The 13,230-nt window shown below is 73.2% G+C and carries 12 protein-coding genes; 7 read left to right on the top strand and 5 right to left on the bottom strand.

The window, feature by feature from the left end:
• Positions 1–36: 36 nt before the first annotated feature.
• Positions 37–1,956, bottom strand: coding sequence for an ABC transporter ATP-binding protein (locus HCN56_RS17785; RefSeq protein WP_312871287.1), 1,920 nt, complete (start codon positions 1,954–1,956; stop codon positions 37–39).
• A gap of 177 nt (positions 1,957–2,133) precedes the next feature.
• On the bottom strand, positions 2,134–3,165 hold the full coding sequence (locus HCN56_RS17780; RefSeq protein ID WP_167972323.1) for a DUF3048 domain-containing protein: 1,032 nt from the start codon (positions 3,163–3,165) through the stop codon (positions 2,134–2,136).
• A gap of 414 nt (positions 3,166–3,579) precedes the next feature.
• On the opposite strand from HCN56_RS17780, the gene HCN56_RS17775 reads away from it, so the two are divergent.
• Positions 3,580–3,816 carry a DUF397 domain-containing protein gene (locus tag HCN56_RS17775; RefSeq protein ID WP_167972321.1) on the top strand — a complete coding sequence of 79 codons (237 nt, stop codon included), beginning with the start codon at positions 3,580–3,582 and terminating at the stop codon, positions 3,814–3,816.
• A gap of 428 nt (positions 3,817–4,244) precedes the next feature.
• Here HCN56_RS17775 and HCN56_RS17770 read toward each other — a convergent pair whose 3' ends face one another.
• Positions 4,245–4,724, bottom strand: a complete 480-nt coding sequence (locus HCN56_RS17770; protein WP_167972319.1) for an ATP-binding protein — start codon at positions 4,722–4,724, stop codon at positions 4,245–4,247.
• 265 nt (positions 4,725–4,989) lie between these two features.
• Here HCN56_RS17770 and HCN56_RS17765 point away from each other — a divergent pair, with 265 nt between their 5' ends.
• From HCN56_RS17765 to HCN56_RS17740, 6 genes are all read left to right on the top strand, one after another.
• The gene (locus tag HCN56_RS17765; protein WP_376770889.1) at positions 4,990–5,889 is read left to right on the top strand and encodes a Sco1979 family transcriptional regulator; all 900 of its coding nucleotides are present in this window, start codon (positions 4,990–4,992) and stop codon (positions 5,887–5,889) included.
• A gap of 56 nt (positions 5,890–5,945) precedes the next feature.
• Positions 5,946–7,418, top strand: coding sequence for an aldehyde dehydrogenase family protein (locus HCN56_RS17760; RefSeq protein WP_167972317.1), 1,473 nt, complete (start codon positions 5,946–5,948; stop codon positions 7,416–7,418).
• A gap of 460 nt (positions 7,419–7,878) precedes the next feature.
• Positions 7,879–8,883, top strand: a complete 1,005-nt coding sequence (locus HCN56_RS17755; protein ID WP_167972315.1) for an ABC transporter substrate-binding protein — start codon at positions 7,879–7,881, stop codon at positions 8,881–8,883.
• A gap of 133 nt (positions 8,884–9,016) precedes the next feature.
• Positions 9,017–9,991, top strand: a complete 975-nt coding sequence (locus HCN56_RS17750; RefSeq protein WP_312871286.1) for an ABC transporter permease — start codon at positions 9,017–9,019, stop codon at positions 9,989–9,991.
• A gap of 118 nt (positions 9,992–10,109) precedes the next feature.
• Positions 10,110–11,039 carry an iron chelate uptake ABC transporter family permease subunit gene (locus HCN56_RS17745; protein ID WP_312871285.1) on the top strand — a complete coding sequence of 310 codons (930 nt, stop codon included), beginning with the start codon at positions 10,110–10,112 and terminating at the stop codon, positions 11,037–11,039.
• Positions 11,036–11,794, top strand: coding sequence for an iron ABC transporter ATP-binding protein (locus tag HCN56_RS17740; RefSeq protein WP_167972311.1), 759 nt, complete (start codon positions 11,036–11,038; stop codon positions 11,792–11,794). The genes HCN56_RS17745 and HCN56_RS17740 overlap by 4 nt, the downstream gene beginning before the upstream one ends.
• 66 nt (positions 11,795–11,860) lie before the next feature.
• Here HCN56_RS17740 and HCN56_RS17735 read toward each other — a convergent pair whose 3' ends face one another.
• Both HCN56_RS17735 and HCN56_RS17730 read right to left on the bottom strand, forming a co-directional pair.
• Positions 11,861–12,283 (bottom strand): nuclear transport factor 2 family protein, encoded by a 423-nt coding sequence (locus HCN56_RS17735; RefSeq protein ID WP_167972325.1) that lies wholly within the window; start codon positions 12,281–12,283, stop codon positions 11,861–11,863.
• Positions 12,284–12,528: 245 nt separating this feature from the next.
• Positions 12,529–12,834 (bottom strand): hypothetical protein, encoded by a 306-nt coding sequence (locus HCN56_RS17730; RefSeq protein ID WP_167972309.1) that lies wholly within the window; start codon positions 12,832–12,834, stop codon positions 12,529–12,531.
• Between the last annotated feature and the right edge of the window lie 396 nt (positions 12,835–13,230).

Here is a 13,230-nt window from a genome sequence, read left to right as displayed (position 1 = left end):
GACCGGCTCGGCGCCGCCCGCCGCCGCGTCCCGTGGTCAGCCCGCGACGGCGGGGGCCGCCGCGGGGGCGCTGCTGCCACTGCCGCCGTCGCGGCCCGGGTCCGCGAACTGGGTGCGGTACAGCTCGCCGTACCGGCCGCCGGCGGCGAGGAGCTGCTCGTGCGTCCCGCGTTCCACGACCCGCCCCGCCTCCAGTACCAGGATCTGGTCGGCCGCGCGCACCGTGGAGAGCCGGTGCGCGATGACCAGCGAGGTCCTGCCGCGCAGCGCTTCGGTCAGCGCCTCCTGCACGGCCGCCTCGGAGGTCGCGTCGAGGTGGGCGGTGGCCTCGTCCAGGATGACGACGCGCGGCCGGGCGAGCAGCAGTCGGGCGATGGTCAGCCGCTGGCGCTCCCCGCCGGAGAGCCGGTAGCCGCGTTCGCCGACCACGGTGTCCAGCCCGTCCGGGAGGGCCGCGACCAGGTCGGTCAGCCGGGCGCGGCGCAGCGCGTCCCGGACCTCCTCCTCGGTGGCGTCGGGGCGCGGCAGCAGCAGGTTGGCGCGGATGGTGTCGTGGAAGAGGTGGCCGTCCTGGGTGACCAGCCCGACGGCCTCGCGCAGCGAGCGCGCGGTGAGGTCGCGGACGTCGGTGCCGCCGAGCCGGACCGTGCCGCGGTCCGGGTCGTAGAGCCGGGGCGCGAGCTGGGCGATGGTGGACTTGCCGGCGCCGGAGGAGCCGACGAGGGCGATCAGCTGCCCGGGTTCGGCGCGGAGGTCGATCCGGTGCAGCACCTGCTCGCCGCCGCGGCCGTCGAGGGTGGCCACCTCCTCCAGCGAGGCGAGGGAGACCTTGTCGGCCGAGGGGTAGGCGAACTCCACGGCCTCGAACTCCAGGGAGAGCGGCCCGTCCGGTGCCTGCCGGGCGTCGGGTGCCTCGGCGACCAGCGGTTCCAGGTCGAGGACCTCGAAGACCCGCTGGAAGCTGACGAGGGCGGTCATGACCTCGACGCGGGCGCCTGCCAGCGCGGTCAGCGGCGCGTACAGCCGGGTGAGCAGCATGGCGAGGGCGACGACCGAGCCGGTCTCCAGCGAGCCCGCCAGCGCGAACCAGCCGCCGACTCCGTAGACCAGCGCGAGCGCGAGGGCGGAGACGAGGGTGAGCGCGGTGACGAAGGCCATCTGCAGCATGGCCGTCCGCACCCCGATGTCGCGGACGCGGCGGGCGCGGGCGGCGAACTCCGCCGACTCCTGCTCGGGGTGGCCGTAGAGCTTGACGAGGGTCGCCCCGGGGGCGGAGAAGCGCTCCGTCATCTGGGTGGTCATCACGGCGTCGTGGTTGGCGGCCTCGCGGGAGAGCTGCGCCAGCCGGGTGCCGAGGCGCCGCGCGGGGAGGACGAAGACCGGGAGCAGTGCCAGGGCGAGCAGGGTGATCTGCCAGGAGAGGGTGACCATCGCGACCAGGGCGAGCAGCAGCATCACGATGTTGCCGAGCACGCCGGAGAGGGTGTCGCTGAACGCCCGCTGCGCGCCGATGACGTCGTTGTTCAACCGGGAGACGAGGGCGCCGGTCCGGGTGCGGGTGAAGAAGGCGACGGGCATCCGCTGGACGTGGTCGTAGACGGCTCGGCGCAGGTCCAGGATGAGCCCCTCGCCGATGGTGGCGGAGAGCCTGCGGGAGAGCAGGCCGAACCCGGCCTCGGCGACGGCGATGGCGGCGATCAGTCCGGCGAGCGCGGTGAGGGTGCCGGTGCTGCCGCCGGTGGTGATGACGTCGATGACCCGGCCGGCGAGCAGCGGGGTCGCGACGGCGAGGGCGGCGGTCGTCACGCTCAGCACCAGGAAGGCGGCCAGCCCGCGGCGGTGGGGGCGGGCGAAGGCACCGATGCGGCGGAGCGTCGCCCGGGTGAAGGGGTGTCGGTCGTGCTCGGCGTGGTGCTCGTTGTAGAGCGCGTTCCACGCGGTCATCTCCATGCTCACGGCGGCTCCCGGGCGCGTCGGGCGGGCGGTCGGCCGGTGGACCGGCCGTGCGGTGCGGCGGACGGGAACGAGAGTAGAAGTTCACGTGAGCTTGAGGTCAAGCGCGCCGGCCGCGCCCGGTGGCCGGCGGACCGGAAGGGGCGGTTGCGGGGGAGGGGGCCCGGGTGCCGGAGTGGATCAGCCCGGGGCGGGGGCGAGCACGACCCAGACGGGGCCGGTCGCGAAGTTCAGCCGCTCGCCGTTCTCCCCGGTGAACCGCGTGCCGTCGGCGGTCGAGTTGCGCGCCCACCGCGCGTCGTGGGCCCGGCCGTCCCGCAGGACGGTCGCGTCGCCCGAGCCGACCGTCTCGGTGAACGGGGTGCCGGGGAACTGCGAGTCGTGGACGTCCACGTACTGCACCACCACGGTGGCGGCGGTGACCTGCCCCGACCCGGTGTCCTCGGCCGGGCTGCCGTCCATCGACACCCGCCACGCGCCGTCCTCGTCCGACCAGGCGAAGGAGAAGGAGGCGCTGGGGAAGCGGACCGTCTCCTCGTCGGTCTCCCGCCCGCCCTCCGGCGCCTCGCCGAAGCGGAAGCCGATGTCGGACGCGTCGGAGGCCCCCGGTGCGTCGTCCAGCCCCTCGGCCGGGCGCAGGAAGAGGTTGTGCGGCGCCTCGCGGCCGTCGGCACGGAAGAACGCGCCCGGTGCGCTGTCCGGGGTGACGGCCTCGACCGGGGACTGCGCGATCAGCGGCAGCACCGCCGTCCGCGCGCCGGAGAAGGCGAAGGCCGGGTCGCCGAAGGTCCGCAGCAGCTGCAGGTCCGACTCGCGGGCGCTGCGCACCGGCCCGGTCTCCGCCGGGACGTCACCCGAATAGATCGCGGTCAGACGGCTGAGTCCGCCCTCGACCTGGGAGGCGTAGACGATGTCGGCGGCGGCCAGGCCGGTGTGCGGGCGGGCGTCGGGGGCGTTGTCCAGCTTCACCGCGAGCACCGGGCCGGGCTCCACCGACTCACCGGTGAACGGCGAGCGGACCTCGTCCTCGTCGCCGTCGTCGACGGTGACGGAGCAGCCGGCCGCGAGCAGGCCGACCGCCAGCACCGCGAGGGCGGCGCGGGTCCGGGCCCCGGTCGTCCGGTGGCGCCGGGCCGCGGCGGCGGGGCCGCGGAGGGCGGTCGCCGAGGGCTGGTGTGCGTCCGGGCGGCGGTGGCTGTGCGGTGTGCGCATGTGGTCCGTCCTTGATCCCGTTCGTCCCCGTCCCAGAGTAGCCACGGGAGCCCCCCGCGCCAGGGGGCGTGTTGCCGCGGCGTGCGTCGGGTTGCGGACGGGCGCGGCGGCTGCGCGGCGGGTGTGTGACGGCGGGGGCGGGGTGGTGCGCGCCGGGTGCCGGGGCCGCCGTCGGCGTGCCGGGGAGCGGCGGGGGCGGGGGAGGCGGACGGGACGGGACCGGGCGGGAGTCACGCAGGGTGACCGAGTGTTGTGCCCTATTTCGTACCGAGTGTGACGGTGCCACGACCCGGGGTCGTGCACGTGCAGACGACCGTGCATCTGCACCTGAACGGGGTTATGATCCCGAGAAGTTGAGCCCCCGGAACGGTTCCGAGGGCCCGTGGACCTTCCGCCTGACCAGGGGAGTGACCCGTGGCCGAGACGTATGACGCCCCGCTCGCGCACCAGGTGCGCGACGCCGCCTGGATCAAGAGCAGCTACAGCAACGGACAGGGCAACTGTGCCGAGTTCGCCCGCCTGCCGGGCGGCGACATCGCGATGCGCAACTCCCGTTTCCCGGACGGGCCGCAGATCGTCTACACCCGCGCCGAGGTCGAGGCCATGCTGCTCGGCGCCAAGGACGGGGAGTTCGACCACCTGCTCGTCTGACGGCGAGTGGGGTCACCCTACGGCGCCGTGACGCCCCGCCCTGTGTGGCGGAGGTCACCCCCGGGGTGGTAGGGCCCTGACCAGGAGGAACCGGGTGTGCGGGCGTCGGTCGTCCGTGTGTCGCGGCGGGCCGCCGCGCATGCCGCCCGGGGCTCCGCGCACCACTGTGGTCCGCGCCCGGCGCACGCCCCCGATGGGGGTGGCGCGACATGTTCGAACCGTTTCGGCCGGGTTCAGGAGCCGCCGGGCTCGGGGCCCGGCCCTCATCGTGTCCGGGGCCCGCCCGCACCCGAGCTCGGTACGGGCTGCCGGGGCCGGGCGGCGCGGCGAGGTCGGCGGGCAGCCGGTCACCGTGCGACCGGCGACCGTGCAGTCGACCACCGGCGACCGGCCGTGGCGCGCGCCGGTCCCGGCGGGGCCGCGGGTCGTCAGCTGAGCCGGAAGCTCGCCCAGACGACCTTCCCGAGCAGCCCGCTGCCGCGGGTGCGCCAGCCCCAGCCGTCGCTGAAGCACTCCACCAACTGGAGGCCGCGGCCTCCCTCGTCGGAGAAGCCGGCCTCGTTGACCCGCGGCTCACCGGCGCTCCGGTCGTGGACCGCGCAGATCAACCGCCGCGAGCTGCACAGCAGTTCCAGCTCGACCGGGGAGTCCCCGGGCTGGAGGGTGTGGGGTTCCGCGCCGTGGCGCAGCGCGTTGGTGACCAACTCGGAGACGACGAGTCCCACCGAGTCGAACTGCTCGGTCAGCCGCCAGAAGGCGAGGGTGTCGCGGGTGAACGTGCGGGCCGAGCGGACCGATTCGAGGCGGCCCGGCAGTCGCAGGGAGGCGGCACCGGCGAGGCTCCCGGGGTCGATGAGCGGGGCGCGCCGCTCTAACTGAGCGAGAACGGAGACTCCTTCGGTACCCATGGCGCGGCACTCCTGGCGTTCACGTGGCGATATCCACCGGACTGGGCCGGAGCGCGTGCCCCCGGCCACCCCCGTGAATCCGGCAAGGTCGTACAGGCGCACCGCAGCGCAGTGCGTATCAGTCATGCTTCCCAACGTCCCGCGCAAATGCAAGGGCAGATGCACGTGCACGGACAAAAATCGATCCTGTGTAACCGAGCAAGCACACAACGAAGCTCGGAGATGGCACACTTCGGCTTGTCGGAACGTGGAAGGACCTGAGCACATGAGTACGCAGCCGTCGTCGGTGTCCGGTGAACCACCGAGCGGTGCCGAGGCCGGTGGCCCCATGGTCCGCCGCATCCTCCTCGGCGCGCAGCTGCGACGGCTGCGGGAGTCGCGGGGCGTCACCCGGGAGGCGGCGGGCTACTCGATCCGTGCCTCCGAGTCCAAGATCAGCCGCATGGAGCTCGGCCGTGTCAGCTTCAAGCCGCGCGACGTCGCCGACCTCCTCACCCTCTACGGCGTCACCGACGACTCCGAGCGCGAGCCGCTGCTGTCGATGGCCCGCACCTCGGGCCTGGCTGGCTGGTGGCACAGCTACCACGACGTACTGCCCGGCTGGTTCCCCACCTTCGTCGGCCTGGAGGAGGCCGCCAACGACATACGCACCTACGAGGTGCAGTTCATTCCCGGGCTGCTCCAGTCCGAGGAGTACGCCCACGCCGTCGTCACCAGCAACTTCCCGGAGCTGACGCGCGCCGAGGTCGACCGCCGCGTCGGACTGCGCATGGGCCGGCAGAAACTGCTGCTCTCGGAGAACGCCCCGCGGCTGCACTGCGTCCTCGACGAGGCCGCGCTCCGCCGCGCCTACGGCGGCCCCGAGGTCATGCGCGCCCAACTCTCGCTGCTGGTGCAGCTGTCGGAGCGCGACAACGTCACCCTCGGTGTCATCCCCTTCTCCCACGGCGGTCACGCCGGGGTCGCCGGCGCCTTCGTCCTGCTCTCCTTCGCCGAGCAGGAGATCGCGGACGTCGCCTACGTCGAGGAACTCACCAGCGCCCTCTACCTCGACAAGGCCGAGGACACCACCGCCTACCGCAAGGCGTTCGACGGACTCAGCGGAGCCGCCCTCGACCCGGCCGCCACACGCCGCCTGCTCCACGAGATCGCCCAACAGCTCTAGTATCGGCGGCAGATGGCGTCCCGCCATCTGTGAGCCGTAGCTGTGCTGGGGGCATCATGTCGCCGTTTCCCGCGTGGGTGGAGCCGTACGCCGGGCAGCAGTTCATCGCGGGTGCCTGGCGGCCGGGCACCGGTGAGTGGGACGTCGTCGACTTCGACCCCTGGACGGGCGAGAAGCTGACCGCCATCACCGTCGCCACCGCCGCCGAGGTCGACAGCGCCTACCGGGCGGCCGAGCAGGCGCAGCGCGACTGGGCCGTCACCGGCCCCCACGAGCGGCGGAGCGTGCTGCTCCGTGCCGCGAAGGTGCTCGCCGACCGCGAGGCCGAGGTCATCGACGCGATGACCGCCGAACTCGGCGCCACCCGCTGGCGCGCCGCCCACGAGGTGGCGCTGGCCCGGGACTTCCTCGACGAGGTCGCCCAACTCCCGCTGCGCTCCGAGGGGCGGGTGGTGCCCTCCAGCGTCGACGGCAAGGAGAACCACGTGACGCGGGTGCCGTGCGGCACCGTCTGCGTCATCGGCCCCGCGACCTTCCCGCTGCTGCTCGCGCTGAAGCCCGTCGCCGCCGCGCTGGCGCTCGGCAATGCGGTGGTCCTCAAGCCGCACCAGGCCGCGCCGGTCTGCGGCGGCGCCGTCATCGCGCGGCTGTTCCAGGAGGCGGGACTGCCGGACGGGCTGCTGAGCGTCCTCACCACCGACGTCGCCGAGGTCGGCGACGCGCTGATCGAGCACCGCGTGCCGCAGGTGGTCTGCTTCACCGGCTCCGAGGAGAGCGGCCGCCATGTCGCCGCGGTGGCCGGGCGCAACCTCAAGCGCGCCGTCCTGGAGACGGGCGGCACCACCTCGCTCCTCGTCCTCGACGACGCCGACCTCGACCAGGCCGCCGACGCCGCCGTCTTCAGCCGGTTCCTCGACGCCGGGCGGCTCTGCATGTCCGCCTCCCGCATCCTTGTCGACGCGGCGGTGCTGGAGCCGTTCACCGAGAAGTTCCTGGCCCGGGTGACGGCGCTGCGCGCCGGGGACCCGCGCGACCCGGGTGTCCAGGTCGGCCCGCTGATGGCGGCGCGGGACGCCGAGCGGCTCGACGCGGACGTCCGCGCGGCCGTCGCCGCCGGGGCGCGGCTGCTGGTCGGCGGCGCGCGCGCCGGGAACCTGGTGCCGCCCACCGTGCTGACCGACGTCCCCGCCGACGCGGCGCTGCTGCGGCGGGAGATCTTCGGCCCGGTGGTGGTGGTGCGCGGCGTCGCCGGCGAGGACGAGGCGGTCCGCGTCGCCAACGCCACGCCCTCCGGGCTGAGCGGCGCCGTCTTCACGCGCGACATCCGCCGCGGGCTGCGCGTCGCGCAGCGCATCGAGTCGGGCGTCGTGCACGTCAACGACGCCACCCTCGCCGACGAGCCGCTGGTGCCGTTCGGCAGCGAGAAGCGGTCGGGGCTCGGCCGGCTCAACGGTGAGGCGATGGTGGACGCGTTCACCACCGCCAAGTGGATCTCCGTCCGCCACGGGCACGGCACCTACCCGCTCTGATCCGCGCCTTCGCGGACCGCTCGCCCGCGCAGCGCGGGTGGGGCGGGTGGGGCGGTGGCCGGGCGCGGCTGAGGCGCCGGGTGCTTGCGGCCCGCTGCGGCCTGCGCGCGGCCCCGGACGGCAGCGGTGGCGGTAGCGGCTCGCGCTGCCTTCACCGCGCCGGGCCGTTCCGCGCCGGGCCGTTCCGCGTCGTGCCGCGCCGTATCGTGCCGCGCCGCGCGATGTGACGCGGTCGTGCTCCGAGGCCGCGGGCCTACCCTGCCGACGCTGCCGACTCCACAACTCCGGTGCTCGACACCTTGGTTGAGGAGTGACGACTGCCCGGTGGTGGGGCTGTACGGGCGGCGGTGACGCCGGTGGCCGCTGTGGCGGAGGTGTGGAGACGTTGACCCGAAAGTATGGTTAGCCTAACCTAAGTTTGCGCCGAGCGGCGCTACTTCTTGTCTCTGATTGGTTGGGTATGTCTCGTTTCGTGCTGGGTAGGTCGAAGGTCGCCGTCACGTCCGGAGCGGTCGCCGCCGCCCTGCTGCTCGCCGCCTGCGGCAGCGACGACTCCGGCTCGGACCAAGGCGGGGGCGACGACACCGCCGGCGAGTCCACCACCATCACCGTCGAGGCGACCAACGGCTCCGTCGAGGTCCCCGTCGAGCCCCAGCGGGTCGTCGCCCTCGACAACACCTCGATGCAGACGCTCAAGGCGTTCGGCGTCGAACCCGTCGCCGTCCCCAAGCCGTTGATCGCCAACATCCCCGAGGTGCAGGACTGGCACGGCGACGACTCGATCCTCGACGCCGGCCTCCACCACGAACCGCAGCTGGAGGCCGTCAGCGAGGCCGAGCCGGACCTCATCATCGGCGGCTATCGCTTCTCCCAGTACACCGACGACCTGGAGAAGATCGCCACCACCATCGAGATCACCCCGGGGCAGGAATCCCCCGGGGAGTGGGTCGAGGGGCTGAAGAACCAGACCGAGATCCTCGGCGAGATCTTCAACAAGCAGGACGAAGCCGCCGCCATCATCGAGGAGTTCGACGCCGCGGTCGCGGCCGCCACCGAAGCCACCTCGGGCGAGACCGTCTTCCTCGGCGCGGCGGGCGGCGGCAGCGTCGACAACGGCGCCGGCCGCATCGGCCGCATCATCGCCCCGCTCGACCTCAGCGACGTCTTCGCCGACGAGGACCTCGACTCCGGCGCCCACCACAACGACTCCGGCCTCGCCCCCGAGACCGTCGCCCAGTACAACCCCGACTGGATGATCGCGTTCGACTTCGACGCCGCCACCGGCACCGAGGGCGCCAGCCCCGCCCGGGAGATCATCGACAGCCAGGAGGCGTGGGCCGACACCACGTTCGTGCAGGAGGACCAGATCATCATCCTCCCCACGCCGTTCTACGTCACCGAGGGCATCCACGCCTACACCGAGGTCTACCGCCAGATCGCGGACGCCTTCACCGGAGCAGCCTGACCGGCCCGACGCGGCGCGCGACGCCACCCGTCGCGCGCCGTCACCGCACCCGTCGGCCGGGCGGGGGGCAGCACGCCCCGCCCGGCCGACGGCTGTGCGACGGCCGGGCCACGGCCCACGAAAGGAGACGGGCGTGAAGACCGCCCGGCCGGTCCTGCTGCGGACCGGCATCGTCGGTGTGCTCCTCGCACTCCTCGCCGCCTCGCTGATGACCGGCGGCTACGACATCACCCTCAGCCGACTGCTGGAGGACCCCGACGCCCGCGAGATGTTCCTCATCTCCCGCGTGCCGCGCACCCTCGCACTGGTCCTCGCCGGCATCGCGATGAGCGTCTCGGGACTCATCATGCAGATGGTGACCCAGAACCGGTTCGTGGAGCCCACCACCACCGGCACCGCGCAGTGGGCCGGACTCGGCATCCTCGTCACGCTCATCGTCACCCCCGGCGCCACCCCGCTGACCCGCATGATCGTCGCGAGTTTCTTCGCGATGATCGGCTCCCTGGTCTTCCTGGCCGTGCTGCGCCGCGTCGCGCTCCGCTCCTCGCTGATCGTGCCGCTCATCGGCATCATGCTCGGCGCGGTCGTATCCGCCGTGACGGTCTACCTCGCCGCCACCTTCAACCTGCTGCAGTCGATGTCGGCCTGGCGCTCCGGCGGGTTCAGCGGCATCGTCCGCGGCCACTACGAACCCCTCTGGGTCGTCGGCATCATCACCGTCGTCGTCTTCCTGCTGGCGGACCGGCTGACCGTCGCCGGGCTCGGCGCCGACGTCGCCAGGAACATCGGCGTCAACTACGAGCGGGTGGTGCTGCTGGCCACCGTGCTGGTCGCGGTCGCCACCGGCGTCACGTCGGTCGTCGTCGGCTTCCTGCCGTTCCTCGGGCTGATCGTCCCCAACATCGTCTCGATGCTGCGCGGCGACAACGTCCGCGGGAACCTGCCGTGGGTCGCCGCCCTGGGCGCCGCGCTCATCCTCGCCTGCGACCTCGTCGGCCGGACCGTCGTCGCCCCCATGGAGATCCCCGTCTCCGTCGTCCTCGGCGCGATCGGCGCCGCCATCTTCATCGCACTCGTCCTGAGGCAGCGCCGCCATGCCCGTGTCTGAACAACCGACGCCCGCCGAGCCGCAGACGGCCACCGTGCCGCAGGCGCCGACCGACGAGCGCGGCCGCGGTCGTTCCCGTCGCCGCCTCCGCCCGGCCGCGCCGCCGCCCGGTGCCCGCGTGGCGATCGTCGGCGTCCTCGTCGTGGTCGCCGCCGTCTGCTACCTGCTGCTCTTCATCCGCGGCAGCTTCCAGTTCGCCTTCGACCGCCGCCTGACGACCCTCGGCACGATGGTCGTGGTCGCCTTCGCCCACGCCGTCGCCACCGTCGTCTTCCAGACCGTCACCAGCAACCGCATCCTCACCCCGTCGATCATGGGGTTCGACTCGCTGTACGTGATGATGCAGACCGCGATGGTCTTCGTCTTCGGCGGCTCGGCCCTGGCCAGGACCGACGGGTTGCCCAAACTCGTCGTCCAGACCGTGCTGATGGTGCTGTTCGCGGTGCTGCTCTACCGGTGGCTGTTCGCCGGCCGGTTCGCCAACCTGCACCTGCTGCTGCTGGTCGGAGTCGTGCTGGGGCTCGCCTTCGGCAGCCTCTCCTCGTTCCTGCAACGGCTGCTCTCGCCCACCGACTACGACATGCTGTCGGTCCGGCTCTTCGGCCGGATGAGCAACAGCGACGGCAGCTACCTCCCGCTCGCCTTCACCGTCTGCCTGGTGGTCGGCGCGGTCGTCTGGCACCGCCGCCACCGGCTCGACACCCTGCTGCTCGGCCGTGACACCGCGGTGGGCCTGGGCGTGGACCACAAACGCGAACTCACCGTGCTGCTGGTGCTGGTGGCTGTGCTCGTCGCCTTCGCCACCGCGCTCGCCGGACCGATGACCTTCTTCGGGTTCCTCGTCGCGACCCTGGCCTACCAGCTCACGGGCACCCATGAACACCGCTTCGTGCTGCCGATGGCCTTCCTGCTGGGGCTGTTCACGCTCGTCGCGGGTCAGTTCCTGATGCAGCACGTCTTCTACGCCGCCGGATTCCTCACCGTGATCATCGAGTTCGTCGGCGGCATCGTCTTCCTCGTCCTGCTCCTGCGGAAGGGCACCCTGTGATCCAGTTCAGCGACCTCCACAAGGCGTACCAGGGCGACACCGTGCTCGGCCCGGTCACCGGCGCCATCGAGAAGGGCGGCATCACCTCGATCGTCGGCCCCAACGGCGCCGGCAAGTCCACGCTGCTGACGATGATGGGCCGACTCCTCGACCCCACCGGCGGCCGCGTCACCATCGAGGGCCGGGACGTCTTCACCACCAAGTCGCGCGAGATGGCACAGCAGTTGTCGATCCTGCGACAGGAGAACCAGTTCACCGCCCGGCTCCGCGTCCGTGAACTCGTCGCCTTCGGCAGGTTCCCGCACTCCCAGGGGCGGCTGACCGAGGACGACCACCGCCACGTCGCCGAGGCGCTGGAGTTCCTCAGCCTCACGCAGCTCGCCGACCGCTACCTCGACCAGCTCTCCGGCGGTCAGCGGCAGCGCGCCTACGTCGCCATGGTCCTCGCCCAGGACACCGACTACGTGCTGCTCGACGAGCCGCTCAACAACCTCGACATGAAGCACTCCGTGCTCATGATGCGCCAACTCCGGCGCGCGGCCGACGAACTCGGCAGGACCATCGTGCTGATCATCCACGACATCAACTTCGCCGCCGCCCACTCCGACCGCATCATGGCGCTGCGCGACGGCGAGATCGTCACCACCGGCACCATCCCGGAGATCATGCGCCCCGAGGTGCTGACGGACGTCTTCGACACCCCCGTCTCCGTCCTGGAGGTGGACGGCCGGCCCGTCGCCGTCTACTACAGCTGACCGCCCGCCGGCTGTGGGGAGCCGGTCGTCGGCCGCCGGCCGCCGGCCGCGGTGACCGGCCGGTCGTCAGTCCTCGGGTACCGGCGTGCCCTGGTGGTAGTACATCCGCCAGTCGGGGGCCCCCGGCCGCCTGCGCCAGAGCGAGCTGCGGCGGGCACGCCGCCCCGCGTGGACGGTCTCGTAGGTCAGGTGCACCAGGCCGGGAGCCAGCTCCACACCCGTCATCCCCCGCGGCCCGTCCTCGTCCCCGTCCCCGTTCTCGGCCTCGGCCTCGGCCTCGGGAGGTGCGCCGTCCGTCCCGCCGGTCGCCGGGCGTTCCGCAGCGCGGCCGAGCAGCTCGGGCATCCGGGGGAGCGCGTCGAGCATGGCCGCTCGATCGTAGTGGCGCCCGGACGCGCCGACCTCCGTGAACTCGGGATCGAGCAGCGCGGCGATCCGCTCGCGCGACCGCCGCACCTCCGGCCGCAACAGCGCCAGCTCACCGGCCATCGCAGCGGCGACCGGGTCGCCCTCACGGCCGGCACCCGGAAGCTTGTCTCCCTCATACGTCACCCGGTCATCCTGCGCCGCACCCGCCCGGGCAGCAAACAGGGGCGCGGGGAGACCCCACGCCCCGTGCGACCCGCCGCGCCGACACCTGCGACCGGCAGCCGCGCGCCACCACGGCCGCGCCCGCCGCGCCCGTCCGGACGCCGGCGCGGCCTGCGGCGCCCGCTGGGGCGTGTCCGCTGGGGTCAGCTGCGGCCGGTGGACGTGCCGAGGAGCGTGATCCGCCGGCGGCCGAGGTAGCGCGCGATGCCGTAGGCGAGGGCGGCGGCGAGCAGCACCGCGCCCGCCGCGTAGTAGAGGGTGCCCGCCGGGGGAGCGGTCGCGGCGGCCGAGACCTCCTCGCCGACGCCGCGGCCGGTGCCGGTGAACAGTGCTCCCGCCGCGCCGAGGGTCAGCAGGACCGCCAGGAGCGTCACCGTCAGGGAACGCAGTGCCGCTCGACTGTCGATACGCCGCCGTCGCCGGGCGGCGGGGGTGGTGTCGCTGGCCACAGGAACACTCCTCACCGTATCCATCACTCTTTCTCGCCGTCCGAGCGCGCGGGGAAGGGCGGTCCGGACGTCACCACGGGTGCTGCTACCCGGTGGGCGCCGCGCCACTCTGGGTACCCCGCAGATCACGCCGCCGGAAGGAACTTCTCCGGCCACTTCCGGACGGGCCACGCCCGGGGCGCGCACGCCGGGCGCGGAGCAGCGCTCGACCGGGGTGGACGCCCGCCGCGCCGGCTCACGGCGCCCGACGGGGCGCGTGGCCACCGGTCGCCCGGCGCGGCACGGGCAGGTCGGCGGCCCGGCGGATGTCGTTCATGCGCTGCACGTCGCGGTGCACCTCCCGCAGCGGCCGGGGTGCCGTCTGCGGCTCCAGCGCCACGTCCCAGTTCTCCAGCG

The sequence above is a fragment of the Streptomyces lonarensis genome, from assembly GCF_012033735.1.
GTDB classification, from domain to species: domain Bacteria; phylum Actinomycetota; class Actinomycetes; order Streptomycetales; family Streptomycetaceae; genus Streptomyces; species Streptomyces lonarensis.
This window is presented reverse-complemented; position numbering and strand designations above follow the sequence as displayed.